This window comes from Streptomyces calvus (genome assembly GCF_006782915.1).
GTDB lineage: Bacteria > Actinomycetota > Actinomycetes > Streptomycetales > Streptomycetaceae > Streptomyces > Streptomyces calvus.
On sequence record NZ_VCNP01000056.1, the window covers coordinates 181,028 to 195,661 of the forward strand.

Annotated in this window: 14 protein-coding genes and 1 riboswitch; of the genes, 11 read left to right on the forward strand and 3 right to left on the reverse strand. The window is 73.0% G+C overall.

Going from position 1 to position 14,634, the window contains the following annotated elements; translation table 11 throughout:
* Positions 1 to 109 precede the first annotated feature (109 nt).
* Positions 110 to 1,294 (forward strand): ROK family transcriptional regulator, encoded by a 1,185-nt coding sequence (locus tag FGW31_RS29230; RefSeq protein WP_142196547.1) that lies wholly within the window; start codon positions 110 to 112, stop codon positions 1,292 to 1,294.
* A gap of 58 nt (positions 1,295 to 1,352) precedes the next feature.
* Here the strand turns inward: FGW31_RS29230 and FGW31_RS29235 are convergent, their stop codons facing one another.
* Entirely contained in the window at positions 1,353 to 2,102 is a 750-nt protein-coding gene (locus FGW31_RS29235) for an SDR family oxidoreductase (RefSeq protein ID WP_142196548.1), read from the reverse strand.
* Positions 2,103 to 2,718: 616 nt separating this feature from the next.
* A riboswitch (FMN riboswitch) is annotated at positions 2,719 to 2,849 on the forward strand.
* 145 nt (positions 2,850 to 2,994) lie between these two features.
* On the opposite strand from FGW31_RS29235, the gene FGW31_RS29240 reads away from it, so the two are divergent.
* From FGW31_RS29240 to FGW31_RS29280, 9 genes are all read left to right on the forward strand, one after another.
* Positions 2,995 to 3,609 (forward strand): riboflavin synthase, encoded by a 615-nt coding sequence (locus FGW31_RS29240; protein ID WP_142196549.1) that lies wholly within the window; start codon positions 2,995 to 2,997, stop codon positions 3,607 to 3,609.
* A complete protein-coding gene (locus FGW31_RS29245) occupies positions 3,606 to 4,247 on the forward strand; it encodes a nicotinamide mononucleotide transporter family protein (protein ID WP_142196550.1) in 642 nt (213 codons plus the stop codon). Before FGW31_RS29240 ends, FGW31_RS29245 begins: the two co-directional genes overlap by 4 nt.
* Positions 4,244 to 5,560, forward strand: coding sequence for a bifunctional 3,4-dihydroxy-2-butanone-4-phosphate synthase/GTP cyclohydrolase II (locus FGW31_RS29250; protein ID WP_142196551.1), 1,317 nt, complete (start codon positions 4,244 to 4,246; stop codon positions 5,558 to 5,560). Before FGW31_RS29245 ends, FGW31_RS29250 begins: the two co-directional genes overlap by 4 nt.
* 19 nt (positions 5,561 to 5,579) lie before the next feature.
* Entirely contained in the window at positions 5,580 to 6,065 is a 486-nt protein-coding gene (gene ribH / locus FGW31_RS29255) for a 6,7-dimethyl-8-ribityllumazine synthase (RefSeq protein ID WP_142196552.1), read from the forward strand.
* 34 nt (positions 6,066 to 6,099) lie between these two features.
* Positions 6,100 to 6,372, forward strand: a complete 273-nt coding sequence (locus FGW31_RS29260; RefSeq protein WP_004990764.1) for a phosphoribosyl-ATP diphosphatase — start codon at positions 6,100 to 6,102, stop codon at positions 6,370 to 6,372.
* Positions 6,373 to 6,419: 47 nt separating this feature from the next.
* A complete protein-coding gene (gene hisG / locus FGW31_RS29265) occupies positions 6,420 to 7,304 on the forward strand; it encodes an ATP phosphoribosyltransferase (RefSeq protein ID WP_142196553.1) in 885 nt (294 codons plus the stop codon).
* A gap of 20 nt (positions 7,305 to 7,324) precedes the next feature.
* Positions 7,325 to 7,795, forward strand: coding sequence for a PH domain-containing protein (locus tag FGW31_RS29270; protein ID WP_142196554.1), 471 nt, complete (start codon positions 7,325 to 7,327; stop codon positions 7,793 to 7,795).
* A gap of 281 nt (positions 7,796 to 8,076) precedes the next feature.
* Complete coding sequence (locus tag FGW31_RS29275; RefSeq protein WP_142196555.1) at positions 8,077 to 9,408, forward strand: hemolysin family protein; 1,332 nt, start codon at positions 8,077 to 8,079, stop codon at positions 9,406 to 9,408.
* Entirely contained in the window at positions 9,405 to 10,484 is a 1,080-nt protein-coding gene (locus tag FGW31_RS29280) for a hemolysin family protein (protein ID WP_142196556.1), read from the forward strand. Before FGW31_RS29275 ends, FGW31_RS29280 begins: the two co-directional genes overlap by 4 nt.
* A 118-nt stretch (positions 10,485 to 10,602) precedes the next feature.
* On the opposite strand, the gene FGW31_RS29285 is transcribed toward FGW31_RS29280, so the two are convergent.
* Positions 10,603 to 12,465, reverse strand: coding sequence for an AAA family ATPase (locus FGW31_RS29285; protein ID WP_142196557.1), 1,863 nt, complete (start codon positions 12,463 to 12,465; stop codon positions 10,603 to 10,605).
* A gap of 432 nt (positions 12,466 to 12,897) precedes the next feature.
* A complete protein-coding gene (locus tag FGW31_RS29290; RefSeq protein WP_142196558.1) occupies positions 12,898 to 13,518 on the reverse strand; it encodes a uridine kinase family protein in 621 nt (206 codons plus the stop codon).
* 130 nt (positions 13,519 to 13,648) lie between these two features.
* Here FGW31_RS29290 and FGW31_RS29295 point away from each other — a divergent pair, with 130 nt between their 5' ends.
* Complete coding sequence (locus FGW31_RS29295; protein ID WP_142196559.1) at positions 13,649 to 14,422, forward strand: class I SAM-dependent methyltransferase; 774 nt, start codon at positions 13,649 to 13,651, stop codon at positions 14,420 to 14,422.
* The last annotated feature ends 212 nt before the right edge of the window (positions 14,423 to 14,634 follow it).

The following is a 14,634-nucleotide window of genomic DNA, read 5'->3' on the forward strand; positions in this document are numbered from 1 at the left end:
TATCAGGAACCCTGCCTGAAAGATAAGGGCTTTTCGGGGCCGCAGCCCCCGTCCCGCGCCGCCGGTCCTCCCTGTCCGACCGGCCCCGCCGATCTGGAAGGATCCCGGCATGGCCGCATCCCCCAGCACCGCCAGAGCCCTCAACGACCGGCTCGCCCTGCGCCTGCTGCAGCAGGAAGGCCCGCTGACCGCAGGGCAGTTGAAGCAACTCACCGGTCTGTCCCGGCCCTCCGTCGCCGACCTCGTGGAGCGCCTCACCGCGGCCGGCCTGATCGCGGTGGTCGGCGAGGCGGGCGAGCAGCGCCGCGGACCCAACGCCAAGCTGTACGGCATCGTCGCCGACCGGGCGCACCTGGCCGCGCTGGACGTGCGCACCGAGGGCGTCACCGTCGTCGTGTCCGACCTCGTCGGGACGGTGCTGGCCGAGGCCGCCTTGCCCATCACCGGGGACGCCGGGACGGGGCCCGCGGTGGAACAGGCGGTGGCGCTGGTCGAGCGGACCGCCAAGGAGGCGGGCGCGGACCGGCTGCACACCGTCGGGATCGGCGCACCAGGGCTGATCGACCCCGCCAGCGGCGAACTGCGCGACTCCATCAGCCTGCCCGAGTGGCACCGCCGGCTGGTCGCCGCGCTCCAGGAACGGCTGCCCGAGGCCCGGGTCAGCGTGGAGAACGAGACCAACCTCGCCGCGCTGGCCGAGCAGCGCGACGGCGCCGCCCGCGACCGGGACACCTTCGTCCTGCTGTGGCTGGGGCACGGCACCGGCGCGGCCGTGATCCTCGACGGCACGCTGCGCCGGGGCGCGTCCGGCGGCACCGGCGAGATCGGTTTCCTCCCGGTCCCCGGCACGCGCGGCATGCCGTCGGCGACCGACTGCGAGGGCGGCTTCCACTCCCTGGTGGGCGCGCCGGCGGTGGCGGAACTGGCGGCGAGGCACGGTGTCGCCCCGCCGGCCGGGAGCGCGTCGGAGGCGGCGGGCGCGGTGCGCGCCGCGGTCGCCGCCGCCCCGCCGGGGAGCGCGCACGCCCGGTTCCTCGACACCCTGGCCGACCGGGTCACGGTGGGCGTCGCCTCGGTGGTCGCCCTGCTCGACCCGGGATGCGTGGTGCTCGGTGGCGAGGTCGGCCGGGCCGGCGGCGAAACGCTCGCCGCGCGGGTCCGGTCCCGCCTCGCCGTCGTCTCCCCGCTGCCCGCCGAGGTCCGCCCCAGCACGCTGGGCGGCACCGCCGTCCTGCGCGGCGCCCTGCTCACCGCCCGCGACCGAGCCCAGGAGGAACTCTTCGGGACACCCTGAAGCCGGCCCGTACGCGCAGGGTCCGGCACGCGTCCCCGGGAGGATGCGACGACGGACCCTAGGTCCGGCCCGGGAACCGCTGCGCCAGGAACTCGTCGAACGTGGTCCTGCCCACCGCCTGCGCCGGGGCGAGATGGCCGCCCTCGCGGAAGGCGTGGTAGGCCGCGCCGCGCAGCGGGACCTTCGCCACCGCGCGCCGGCGGCCCGTCGCCCGGAGGTAGGCGCGGGCCAGCGAGTCGAACGTACGCACCTCCGGACCGCCCATGTCGTCGACCCGGCCGGCCGGCTCGGCCCCGGCCAGGTCGGCCAGGCGGCCGGCGACCTCGGTGACCTCGATCGGCTGGTCCTTCACCCGGGCCGGCAGCAGGAGCACCGGCAGCCTGGCCATCCCGTCGAAGAGCGTGAGGAGCAGGTCGTGGAACTGGGTGGTGCGCAGCACCGTCCAGGCGAGCCCGGAGTCCTCGAACATCCGCTCCACGGCGAGCTTGGACCGGTAGTAGCCGAACGGCACCCGGTCGACGCCGACGATCGAGATGTACACCAGGTGGGCCACCCCGGCCCGCCGCGCCGCCGTGAGCAGGTTGCGCGCGGCCTTCTCGTCGCCGCCGCGCGGCGAGGTGGCGCAGTGCACGACCGTGTCCGCGCCCGTGACGGCCGCGTCCAGCGCGCTGCCGCCCTGGCGCAGGTCGACGGCGTACGGCACCGCGTGCCGGCTGAGCACCCGCACGTCGTGCCCGTCCGTGCGCAGCCGCTCGCCGACGTGCCGGCCGAGGGTTCCGGTCCCGCCCGTCACCAGGATCGTGCTCATCCGCGTTCAGCCCTTTCCGCCACCGTGCGCCCGCGTCGGCCGGCGCCTGCCGGGCTTCCAGCTTTCCCGGGTTCGGTGCGGCCCGCACCCGCGCGACCGGGAGCGTCATGGTGAGGCCCGGCGGCGGGCAAGGGCCGTCGTCACCGCCGCCGGGCCGGTTCTGCGAGGGGGTCGGCAGGCGCCCCGGTCGCGCCGCACCCCCATGCGCCGGTGGCGCCGGGCTTCCTCGCCCCGCGTCCACCGCCGCGCCGTCCGGACGCCTCCCGCGTGGCCACGGAGTCGACGCGGGCGCCGCTGTCGTCGACGTGGCAACCGCCCACCGGGACCGGCGCCTTGACGTCCTTGCCGGTGCGCCGTCCGGTGAAGGGGCCGATCACGCGCCGCCGGTGGGCGGCGCCCGCCCGGCCGCCGGAGGCGATGCGCAGACCCTAAGAGGACTAGACCAGAGCGTCAATAGGTATGGACCACTTGGGTGGGTGTCAAGAGGTCGCGGAAGCAGGGGAGTTGTCTCTCGTGCGACGCTCGGCAGTCCTCGGGTCACCCGCTGTGAGGCACCCCACACCCCTCGCCCGCATGGGTGACGTCCGGCCGTGGCACACTGGCCCTGTACCAGTAGCAGCGCACTCCGGGGTCGGTGAAAGTCCGAACCGGCGGTTACAGTCCGCGACCCGGTCGCCTCCAGCGACCGGTTGACCAGGTGAAATTCCTGGACCGACGGTTAAAGTCCGGATGGGAGGCAGTGCGCGGCGGGCGAGCATCCATGCGCGCCGCCGTACCGGTTCGCCCCTGCGGCGAGCCCTGTCCGGCGTCGCCCCGGTTGTTGTCGTCCGTGATCTCTGTCGTCATCGACAGCCCCGGAGTCCGTGCCCGAAGAGGCAGGAGGACCCGGGAAGTGTTCACCGGAATCGTCGAAGAGCTGGGCGAGATCGCCGCCGTCGAAACCCTCGACGACGCCTGTCGCTTCCGGCTGCGCGGACCCGTAGTCACCGAAGGTGCCCGGCACGGCGACTCCATCGCCGTCAACGGCGTCTGCCTCACCGTCGTCGACCACGACGGCGACGAGTTCACCGCCGACGTCATGGCGGAGACCCTGAACCGCTCCAGCCTCGGCGCCCTCACCGTCGGCTCCCGCGTCAACCTCGAACGGCCCACCGCCGTGGGCGGACGCCTCGGCGGCCACATCGTGCAGGGCCACGTCGACGGCACCGGCGAGATCATCGAGCGCACACCGTCCGAGAACTGGGAGATCGTGAAGATCTCCCTCCCCGCGGACCTCTCCCGCTACGTCGTGGAGAAGGGCTCCATCACCGTCGACGGCATCAGCCTCACCGTCGTCGACGCCGGACCCGACTACTTCACCGTCAGCCTCATCCCCACCACCCTCGCCCTGACCACGCTCGGCACCAAGCAGCCCGGCGACCCGGTCAACCTCGAGGTCGACGTCATCGCCAAGTACGTCGAGCGGATGCTCGGCGACCGCGTCGTCGGCGAGGGGGCGGCCCGGTGAACTGGCTGAACTCCGAGGCGTTCACCCTCTTCGACCAGCACATCAAGTGGTCGGACATGATCGGCAACGTGGTCGGACTGATCGCCCTCGCCCTCGGCTGGCGGCGCTCCATCTGGACCTGGCCCGCCCAGTTCGTCTCCGGCCTGATCCTCTTCGCCGCCTTCGCCACCGCCCACCTCTCCGGCAGCGCCGGCAAGCAGATCGTCGTCATGCTCGTCGCCGCCTGGGGCTTTTGGCAGTGGAACCGCGGCCGGCAGCAGGCCCAGGACGGCTCGATCGCCGTACGGTTCGCCACCTGGCGCGAGCGGGCCGCCCTGCTCGGCGGGGCCGTCCTCGGCACCCTCGCCGTCGGCGGACTGTTCACCGCCTACCCGTCCCTGTCCTGGGACCCCTGGCCGGACGCCTACATCTTCGTCGGCACGATCGTCGCCATGTACGCCCAGGCCCGCGGCATGGTCGAGTTCTGGTTCGCCTGGCTGCTGGTCGACCTGGTCGGCGTCCCGCTGAACTTCGCCAACGGGTTCGCCTTCTCCGGCTTCGTCTACGTCATCTACGGCGCGCTCGTCCTGTGGGGACTGCGCGACTGGTGGCTGCGCTCCCGCGACGCGCGGCCCGCCCTGGAAGGAGCGCCGGCATGAACGCGGCACCCACCGCCTACGGCACGGACAACCTCGACCATCTCGGCGACCTCGACGCCGTCGAGGACTTCGTGCTCGACCCCGTCCAGCAGGCCGTCGCCGACATGGCGGCCGGCCGCCCCGTCGTGGTCGTCGACGACGAGAACCGCGAGAACGAGGGCGACCTCGTCATCGCCGCGGAGAAGGCGACCGAGGAGATCGTCGCCTTCATGATGAGCGAGTGCCGCGGCCTGATCTGCGCGCCCATGGAGGGCGAGGAACTGGACCGGCTGCGGCTCCCGCAGATGGTCCAGGACAACACCGAGTCGATGAAGACCGCGTTCACCGTCTCCGTCGACGCCTCCGCCGACCACGGCGTGACCACCGGCATCTCCGCCGCCGACCGCGCGACCACCCTCCGGCTGCTGGCCGGCGGCACCACGGGACCCGACGACTTCGTCCGGCCCGGCCACGTCTTCCCGCTGCGCGCCCGCCCCGGCGGCGTGCTCGCCCGCAACGGCCACACCGAGGCCGCCGTCGACCTCGCCCGCCTCGCCGGACTGCGCCCGGCCGGCGCCATCGTCGAGATCGCCGGCGAGGACGGCCGCATGCTGCGGCTGCCCGAGCTGATCCCGTTCGCCCGCAAGCACGGCCTGACGATCATCTCCATCGAGGACCTGATCGCCTACCGCCGCTCCGCCGAACCCACCGTCCGCCGCGAGGCCGAGGTGCACCTGCCCACCTCCCACGGCACCTTCACCGCGTACGGCTACCGCTCCACCGTCGACGGCGTCGAGCACGTCGCCCTCGTCCACGGCGACCTCGGCGACGGCGAGGACGTCCTCGTGCGCGTCCACTCCGAATGCCTCACCGGCGACGTCTTCGGCTCCCTGCGCTGCGACTGCGGCCCCCAGCTGGACGCCTCCCTGGACCGCATCCGCGACGAGGGCCGCGGCGTCGTGGTCTACCTGCGCGGACACGAGGGCCGCGGCATCGGCCTGATGTCCAAGCTGCGCGCCTACGAACTCCAGGAACGCGGCCGCGACACCCTCGACGCCAACCTCGAACTCGGCCTGCCCGCCGACGCCCGCGACTACGGCGCCGGCGCGCAGATCCTCGCCGACCTCGGCGTCCGCGGCGTCCGCCTGCTGACCAACAACCCCGACAAGTCCGACGCGCTCGCCCGCCACGGCATCGAGGTCACCGGCCGCGAGCCGATGCCCGTCACGGCGGGCGAGCACAACCTCCGGTACTTGCGCACCAAGCGGGACCGGATGGGCCACGACCTGCCCTGGCTGGACACGCCGACCGTGCCCGCCTGCGGCAACCAGTAACAGAACCACGAGGAGCAACGTGAGCGGCAAGGGTGCACCGGAACTGTCCGTACGCGACGTGGGGGACCTCAGGGTCGCCGTCGTCGCGGCACAGTGGCACGAGAAGGTGATGGACGGACTGGTCGACGGCGCCCTGCGCGCCCTGCACGACCTCGGCATCGACGAGCCGACCCTGCTCAGGGTCCCCGGCAGCTGGGAGCTCCCGGTCGTCGCCAAGGTCCTGGCCGGCCGGGGCTACGACGCGGTCGTCGCCCTCGGCGTCGTCATCCGGGGCGGCACGCCCCACTTCGACTACGTGTGCCAGGGCGTCACCCAGGGCCTCACCCAGGTCTCGGTCGACACCGGCGTGCCCGTCGGCTTCGGTCTGCTCACCTGTGACAACGAGGAGCAGGCCCTCGACCGCGCCGGCCTGCCCGGCTCCAGCGAGGACAAGGGCCACGAGGCGGTCACCGCGGCGGTGGCGACCGCGGCCTGCTTGCGTTCAGTATCCGAACCCTGGCGGTGAGCAGCCCCCGTCACCGCGTAGGGTAAGGACCACCATGTCCAAGAAGACGTTCGAGGAGCTCTTCACCGAGCTCCAGCACAAGGCCGCACACGGCGACCCCGCCACCTCCCGCACCGCCGAACTGGTGGACAAGGGCGTCCATGCCATCGGCAAGAAGGTCGTCGAGGAGGCCGCCGAGGTCTGGATGGCCGCCGAGTACGAGGGCAAGGAAGCGGCCGCCGAGGAGATCTCCCAGCTGCTGTACCACGTCCAGGTGATGATGGTCGCCCGCGGCATCTCCCTCGACGACGTCTACGCCCACCTGTGACCGCACGCCCCCGCACACCACCCCTCCACACGAAGGAAGCCGACCTCATGCTGCGCATCGCCGTCCCCAACAAGGGTTCACTCTCCGGCCCTGCGGCGGAGATGCTGCATGAGGCCGGCTACCAGCAGCGCCGCGAGTCCAAGGAACTGCGCATCGTCGACCCGGTCAACGACGTCGAGTTCTTCTACCTCCGCCCCCGCGACATCGCCATCTACGTCGCCTCCGGGCAGCTCGACATCGGCATCACCGGCCGCGACCTGCTCATCGACTCCGGCGCCGACGCCGAGGAGATCCTGCCGCTCGGCTTCGCCCGCTCCACCTTCCGCTACGCCACCAAGCCCGGCACCGTCGCCGACCTGGCGGACCTGACGGGCAAGACGGTCGCCACCTCCTACGAGGGCATCGTCGCGGGACACCTCGCCGAGCACGGCATCGACGCCTCCGTCGTCCACCTCGACGGTGCCGTCGAGACCGCCATCCAGCTCGGCGTCGCCCAGGTCATCGCCGACGTCGTCGAGACCGGCACCTCCCTGCGCAACGCCGGCCTGGAGGTCGTCGGCGAGCCGATCATGCAGTCCGAGGCCGTCGTCATCCTCCCCCGGGCTCGAACACACTCGCCCGGGGGGACCCCCACCACCGGCGCGGACGGCGAGGAGCCCAAGGTGCAGCAGTTCCTGCGCCGCCTCCAGGGCGTCCTGGTCGCCCGGACCTACGTGATGATGGACTACGACTGCCGCGTCGAGCAGCTCGAGAAGGCCGTCGCGCTCACCCCCGGCCTGGAGTCCCCGACCGTGTCCCCGCTGCACAACGAGGGCTGGGTCGCCGTCCGCGCGATGGTCCCCTCCAAGGAGGCGCAGCGCATCATGGACGACCTGTACGACATCGGCGCCCGCGCCATCCTCACCACGGCCATCCACGCCTGCCGCCTCTGACCGGGCCCCGGAGCCGCACCATGTCCGACAGCCTCCCGGAGCAGCCGCCCGCACTGCCCGTCACCTTCCGTCCGGCCCGCACCCGCACGGTGCTGCTCACCGCCGGCGTCGCCCTGTTCGCGGTCATCACGCTGATCGCGCTGATGCTCCGGCAGCTCAGCCCGGGTGAGCGGGTCAGTTTCGTGTTCACCGCCGCGCTGCTGGCCGGTGTGCTGTTCCTGCTGGCCCGGCCGAAGGTCGTCGCCGACGAGGACGGCGTCACCGTCGTCAACATCGTGAGCCGCCGCCGTCTGGAATGGGCGGAGATCCTTCAGGTGAACCTCCGCCCCGGCGACCCCTGGGTCTTCCTCGACCTCAGTGACGGCACCAGCCTGCCCGCGCTCGGCATCCAGCCCGGCATCGCCAGGCAGCGCGCCATCGCCGACGCGCGCGCCCTGCGGGCACTCACCGAGGCGCGTTCCACCGCCGGCCCCGGCCCGTCCCGGGGCTGACACCGGGCCGGCCCTCGGGGGTGCGTCGGGGACACCTGCGGGATGTACCGGGGACGTCCATCTGACGCGGCCGCCCCTGTCTTGATTAATCTGGTGGGCGGAGGCGCGCCGACAGCGCCTCCGCCCCTGTCGCCCCGCCCGGTGCCCAGGGGCCCCTGACTACCCGAGGAGTGACCCCCTCCGGCGATGGACGGATCGTCCTGCAGTACCTGCGCCGCCCCCTGCCGACATAGCGCGCACCCGTTGCCCACGGCGCGCGCGCATGCGGAGGCGGCGGCATCATGACCACCCCCCTGCTGCTCCTCGCAGCCGCATTCCTGCTGATTCTCGCCAACGGCTTCTTCGTGGCCGCCGAGTTCGGACTCGTCACCGTCGAGCGTCCGGACGCCGAACAGGCCGCCGCCGACGGCGACCGGCGCGCCCGCCGGGTCGTCGAGTCCCTGAAGGAACTCTCCTTCCAGCTCTCCGGCACCCAGCTCGGCATCACCATCACCTCCCTCGTCGTCGGCATGCTGGCCGAGCCCGCGCTCGCCGCACTGCTGCACGGCCCCTTCACCGGCATCGGCATACCCGAGGGCGCGGTCCCGGGCGTCGCCGTCGTCGTCGGCATGCTGCTGGCGTCGGCCGTGCAGATGGTGATCGGCGAACTCGTGCCCAAGAACTGGGCGGTGTCCCGCCCGCTCCAGGTCGCACGCTTCGTCGCCGGCCCGCAGCACGCGTTCGCCCGCCTGTTCCGCCCGGTCATCGCCGGGCTGAACGCCGTGGCCAACCGCCTGGTGCGGTCCCTGGGCCTCGAACCCGCCGAGGAGCTGGCCTCCGCCCGCACCCCCGGCGAACTGGTCTCCCTGGCCCGGCACTCCGCCCGGGCCGGCGCCCTGGAACAGGACACGGCGGACCTCTTCGTGCGCACCCTGTCCCTCGGCGAACTGACCGCGCAGCACGTCATGACACCCCGCGTGAGGGTCAGCGCCCTGCAGTCCTCGGCGACCGCCGAGGACGTGGTCAACCTGACCCGGGCCACCGGTCTGTCCCGCTTCCCCGTCTACCGGGAGCGGATCGACGAGATCGTCGGCATGGTGCACCTCAAGGACGCCCTCGCGGTGTCCGTGCACGACCGGCTGCGCACCCCCGTGGCCCGCATCGCCCGCCCGGCGCTGCTGATTCCCGAGACCCTGCCCGTACGGCCGCTGCTGAAGCGGCTGCGCAGCGAACAGCCCATCGCGGTCGTCGTCGACGAGTACGGCGGCACGGCCGGGGTCGTCACGCTGGAGGACATCGTCGAGGAGATCGTCGGCGAGGTGCGCGACGAACACGACGGGCAGGACGTCCCCGAGCTCGCCGCCGCCCCGCCCGAGGACGGCAACCCGGCCTGGGACGTCGACGGCGGCGTCCGCGTCGACACCCTGCGGCGCATCGGCCTGGAGGTGCCCGAGGGACCGTACGAGACGGTGGCCGGCCTGGTCGCCGACCTGCTCGGCCGGATCCCGGCCGTCGGCGACCGCGCGGAGCTGCCCGGCTGGCGGCTGTCGGTGCGCCGGGTCGGCCACTACCGCGCCGAACGGGTCCGCCTCGTCAGGACGGCCCCGCTGCTCCTGGTGGAGGCGGCCGGATGAGCGTGCTGCACCTCCTGTTCGCCGCGCTGCTCGTGCTCGCCAACGGCTTCTTCGTGGGCGCCGAGTTCGCGCTCGTGTCGGTCCGCCGCAGCCAGATCGAACCGCTCGGCACCGCCCGCGCCCGCCGGGTGCTGTACGGCCTGGAGCACCTGCCGCAGATGATGGCGGCCGCCCAGTTCGGCATCACCGTCTGCTCGTTGACGCTCGGCGCGGTCGCCGAACCGACGGTCGCCCGTCTGCTGGAGCCGGTCTTCGCGTGGATGCACCTGCCGCACGGCATGATCCACCCGCTCGGCTATGTCATCGCGCTCGCCGTCGTCGTCTTCTTCCACCTCGTCGTCGGCGAGATGGTCCCGAAGAACCTGGCGATGGCGGCGCCCGAGAAGGCCGCGCTGTGGCTGAGTCCCGGACTGGTGTGGTTCGCCCGTCTGTGCAAGCCGGTCACGGTCGGGCTCGGCGCCTGCGCCCGGGCCGTCCTGCGGCTCTTCCGCGTGGAGCCGAAGGACGAGATCGAGGCCGTCTTCACCAGCGAACAGCTCAACCGGCTGGTGGAGGACGCCGGCCAGGCGGGCCTTCTCGACCCCGAGGACGCCGAGCGCCTGGAGGACGCCCTGGAGCTGGGCTCCCGCCCGGTGACGGACGTCCTGCTGGACCACGGGTCGCTGGTGACGGTCAGCCCCGCGGTCACCCCGGCGGAGATCGTCGCGCTCACCGCCCGCACCGGGTACTCGCGTTTCCCGGTGACCGCGGACGGCGGCGCCTTCATGGGCTACCTGCACGTGAAGGACGTACTGGACCTGGAGGACTCCGACCGGGCCGTCCCGCAGCGCCTGTGGCGGCCCATGACGACCCTGCGGCCCGAACTCCCGCTGGACGACGCCCTGACGGTGATGCGCCGCGCCGCGACGCATCTCGCCCAGGTGGCCGACGCCTCCGGCCGGGTGCTCGGCCTGGTCGCCCTGGAGGACGTACTGGAACTCCTCGTCGGCGAGGTGCGCGACCCGGCCCACCGCGAGGTGACGGTGACGGCCCAGCGGGCGGGCGGAACACCGGAGGAGGCCATGGCCCAGGGCTAGGTGTGCTGTCCGGGTCACCCCGGGGTCGCGGGGTCCGGCATGCGCCGGCCGGCCGGGGGCGGCACGTGCCGGGCGCGGTGGCGTCCCGCGTGCGCCGGCCCGGCTCGTCGCCGGTGTCTCACATCGGCGACGGATCCTGCGGCCCCCGCCCCGACAGGACCTCCCCGTACGCCTGCATCAGGTCCGCCAGCCGCAGCGTCGCCAGGTCCTCCCGCGTCAGCGTCCCGGGGTACACCGACAACCGCAGGTCCCGGTAGGCGCAGCTCTTCTCGTACAGCGTGCGCAGGAACCGCCCGTTGCCCAGCTCGTCGATCCAGCCCTGGTCCACCACGTGCCCGGCGATCGAGCGCAGCTCGTCCAGCGCCTCCTCGTCCCACTGGTCGCCGTTCTCGGCGGCCAGCACCTTGCCGATCTCGGTAAGTTCGAGGGGGCGGTAGGACGGGAAGTCGACGCGGGTGGTGAACCGGGAGGACAGGCCCGGGTTGGCGGCCAGCAGCCGGTCCATGCCCTCCGGATAGCCGGCCAGGATCACCACCAGGTGGTCGCGGTTGTCCTCGGCCCGTTTCAGCAGCACCTGGAGCGCCTCGTCGCCGTACGCGTCGCCCTTGCCGTAGCCGGAGTTGGACAGCGAGTAGGCCTCGTCGACGAAGAGGACGCCGCCGAGCGCGGAGTCGATCAGTTCGTTGGCCTTCACCGCGGTCTGCCCGAGGTACTCGCCGACCAGGTCCGCCCGCTGGGCCTCCACCAGGTGGTCGCCGCCGAGCAGGCCGAGGGCGTAGAAGACGCGGCCCAGGATGCGGGCCACCGTGGTCTTGCCGGTGCCAGAGGGGCCGGAGAAGACGAAGTGGCGTTTCGGCGGCTGCACCGGAAGCCCCTGCCCGGCCCTCAGCCGGGCCATGTTCAGCTGCGCCGACAACGCCTTGACCTGGCGCTTCACCGGCTCCAGGCCGACCATGCGTTCGAGTTCGGCGAGCGCCTCCTCCAGTAACGCGGGGTCGGTGGGGCCGGTCGGCAGCGGTGACGCCGGGCCGCCGGCCCGCTCGCGGACCGCGGGGCGGCCGGGCGGTGGCGGGGGAGCGGGCGGCGGCTCGGCGTCGGACAGCCTGAGGTCGCGGCCCTCGGTGCCGAAGAGCGGGTCGAGCACGTCGGGGCCGTCCACGATGTCCTGGCCGGCGCCGGTGAGGGTGATGGCGGCGAGGTCCGCGGCGTCGTCGTAGCCGTCGCCCTCGGAGATCGCGGCGAGCCGGGCCGAGGTGTCCATGAAGGCCGGGTCGACCCGGTGCACGGCCCGGTACAGGGGGAGTGCGGCGGCGCTGCGGCCGGTGCCCTCGTGGGCGCGGGCCAGCCAGTAGCGCAGTTCCTTGCGCTGCGGCTGTTCGCTGCGGCACCGCATCAGCGCGGCGGACAGCAGCGGTTCGGCCTGCCCGTACATCTCCAGCCGCACCCGGGCCATGCCGCCGAACAGTCCCGCCTCGATGCCCAGCATCGGGTCCTCGACCAGGGGGTCGGTGTGCCGGACCAGTTGCTCCCAGTCCTTGACCAGGTAGGCGCGGCAGGCGTGCAGGAAGCGGACCTGCGGATCGGCGTCCACCGGCGGCAGCCCGGCGAGCGCCCGGTCCAGCTCGGGCACATGGCGGCCGTCCAGCCAGTGGGAGGCGTGGGCGAGCAGCAGGTCCCGGGGGCTCTCCAGCACCGGTTGGACCCACCAGCCCAGCCAGTACCAGGAGTTGAGGGTGCGCCGGTGCCGGGTGCGCTGTTCGCCGAAGCGTTCCCGGTGCCGGAACATCCGCAGCAGCGCGGTCGTCGTGTCGACGCGCAGCGCGTGCAGTCCGAGCCAGCCGTCGGCCATCCCCGGGTCGATCCGCACCGCGGTGCGGAACTCCTCCTCGGCCTGCGGGTAGGCGCCCATCGTGTAGGCGTCCACGCCCCGCAGCCAGGCGAGGTCGGCCGGGGCCTGCGGGCCCTGCGTGCCGAAGTCCATCACGTCCCCCACAAACCGTGCCCCCGTCGGTATGCCGGCCGGCCACTCCGCCGTCGGCTTCCCTAGGCCGAACCGCTGTGCCGCGGACCGGAGTTGCAAGGTGCGCGAAGCAACGTCCGTAGGTCGCACCGAGGGCATCGTACCTGCGGCGGCGTCACGTCCGTAGGGTGCCGCGCACGTCGAAGGGCGAGGTGGGGCGGGAGGTCGTGGACGGGTCCCGGTGACCGACGGTGATCGTCATATGCCACTGGGCGGTCGCAAAACGTGAAGAGGACAGAACGAAGCCCCCGATCACGGGGGAACAACCGGGGGCTTCGCGTCTGCCGGCGGCTCCGAAGGGGCCGCACATTGAGAACGTAAGACCTGTACGGGCCCCAGGTCAAGCCGAGTTGGGGTACTCCGGCAACTTGTCCGGGACCGCTCTTCACAGGTTCACCACAACGAGGATGGCTCGTCACCGTGTGTGAGCAAGGTCGTCGCAACACCCGTCCCGGAAGGCCCCGGAAGAACCTCGTATCCCCCTGGCCGCTGCCGCACCAGGAGGTCGGCGAAGGGGCGTGAGGGGTCGTCGGCGAAGTGTGCGCGCTCCGCGCGGACCCAGCCGTCCCAGAAATCCCGCTGCTCCGCGCCGTCCCGGGCCCGCCCCCGCGCCCAGGACTCCTCCCGGGGCAGGTCCATCCACAGCAGCAGCGCCAGGTGCGGGCGCAGCGCCCGGCGTCCCGCGCCGACCCCCTCCACGACGACCACCGGGGCGGGCGGCAGCGGGCGGGGCGGTCCGAAGCGCCGGGTCCGCCAGTCGTAGGGGGCGTAGCGCGCCGTCCGGCCGCGGCCGAGCGGTTCGATCACCTGGCGCAGCAGCCGCCCGGTCCAGTCGAACAGTTCCTCGTGGCTGGCGATGTCGTCGAGCCGCAGCACCGGGGCGTCGTCCAGCTCCTGCGCCAGCCGTCCCGCGAACGTCGACTTGCCGGAACCGGCGTGCCCGTCCACAGCGACGAGCCGGACGGGCCCGCAGGACGGGCCGAGCCGGCGGACGCGGGCGGCGAGATCGTGCATGGCTGTTCCCGGTGGCGGTTGCGGTGGCGGTGGCCGTGATGGGCGTCGGTGCGCAGGCGGCGATCCGCGGGGACCGACGGGAGCACTGTAGGTTCCGTCCGGCGGATCACGCGACCACTACGCTGCGACGATGGACCGCGTGACCGATGTGCCCGAGCAGCCCGCCCGGCCGGCCGATCCGGCCCGTTGGAACGACTACGACAGCTTCGCCGAGGCGTATGCGGCGGAGACCGAGAACGGCCTCGTGAACGCGTACTACGAGCGGCCCGCCATGCTGGCCCTCGCCGGGGAGGTGGCCGGCCGCCGGATCCTGGACGCCGGCTGCGGCTCGGGCCCGCTGTCCGCCGCCCTGCGCGAGCGCGGCGCCCTCGTCACCGGCGTCGACGCCAGCGCCGCGATGCTGGCGCTGGCCAGGCGCCGGCTCGGCGAGGACGCGGACCTGCACCGGGCCGACCTGGCCGACCGCCTGCCGTTCGACGACGCAGTGTTCGACGACGTGGTCGCCTCGCTGGTGCTGCACTACCTGGAGGACTGGGGGCCGACGCTGGCCGAGATGCGGCGCGTGCTGCGGCCCGGCGGCCGGCTGATCGCGTCGGTGGACCACCCCTTCGTGGCCTACACGATCCACGAGGCCCGGCCCGACTACTTCGCGACCACCAGCTACACCTTCCCCTGGACGTTCGACGGGCGGTCCCATCCGATGCGGTTCTGGCGCAGGCCGCTGCACGCGATGACCGACGCCTTCACCACCGCCGGCTTCCGCCTTGTGTCCCTCGGCGAGCCGCAGCCCGACCCGGCGGCCCGTGAGCTGTTCCCCGACGGCTTCCGCGACCTGTCGACGAGAACCACCTTCCTCTTCTTCGTCCTCGAGGTGCCGTCGTCGGCCGGAGCACCGGACCACTGAAGGACAGGAGTTCGAGCACGGGCGGGCCGGACCCGGATCGCCCGCCCGCCGCCGAGCCGACGGGAGCGGTACGCGGGGACGGCCGGTGCCGTCATTGGTCGAGTCCCATGTTGCTCGGCGGTGGCACGGCCCGGGTGCTGGCAGGAACCGCCCGGCTGTGTCCATAGTTGGCGCACACCCGCACCATCCGGCCGGCGCACGCCGTCCGGCCG

Coding starts and splice junctions, on each gene's coding strand:
- FGW31_RS29230 (WP_142196547.1), top strand. CDS start 110: ATGGCCGCATCCCCCAGCACCGCCAGAGCCCTCAACGACCGGCTCGCC.
- FGW31_RS29235 (WP_142196548.1), bottom strand. CDS start 2,102: ATGAGCACGATCCTGGTGACGGGCGGGACCGGAACCCTCGGCCGGCAC.
- FGW31_RS29250 (WP_142196551.1), top strand. CDS start 4,244: ATGAACGCGGCACCCACCGCCTACGGCACGGACAACCTCGACCATCTC.
- FGW31_RS29260 (WP_004990764.1), top strand. CDS start 6,100: ATGTCCAAGAAGACGTTCGAGGAGCTCTTCACCGAGCTCCAGCACAAG.
- hisG (WP_142196553.1), top strand. CDS start 6,420: ATGCTGCGCATCGCCGTCCCCAACAAGGGTTCACTCTCCGGCCCTGCG.
- FGW31_RS29270 (WP_142196554.1), top strand. CDS start 7,325: ATGTCCGACAGCCTCCCGGAGCAGCCGCCCGCACTGCCCGTCACCTTC.
- FGW31_RS29275 (WP_142196555.1), top strand. CDS start 8,077: ATGACCACCCCCCTGCTGCTCCTCGCAGCCGCATTCCTGCTGATTCTC.
- FGW31_RS29280 (WP_142196556.1), top strand. CDS start 9,405: ATGAGCGTGCTGCACCTCCTGTTCGCCGCGCTGCTCGTGCTCGCCAAC.
- FGW31_RS29285 (WP_142196557.1), bottom strand. CDS start 12,465: ATGGACTTCGGCACGCAGGGCCCGCAGGCCCCGGCCGACCTCGCCTGG.
- FGW31_RS29290 (WP_142196558.1), bottom strand. CDS start 13,518: ATGCACGATCTCGCCGCCCGCGTCCGCCGGCTCGGCCCGTCCTGCGGG.
- FGW31_RS29295 (WP_142196559.1), top strand. CDS start 13,649: ATGGACCGCGTGACCGATGTGCCCGAGCAGCCCGCCCGGCCGGCCGAT.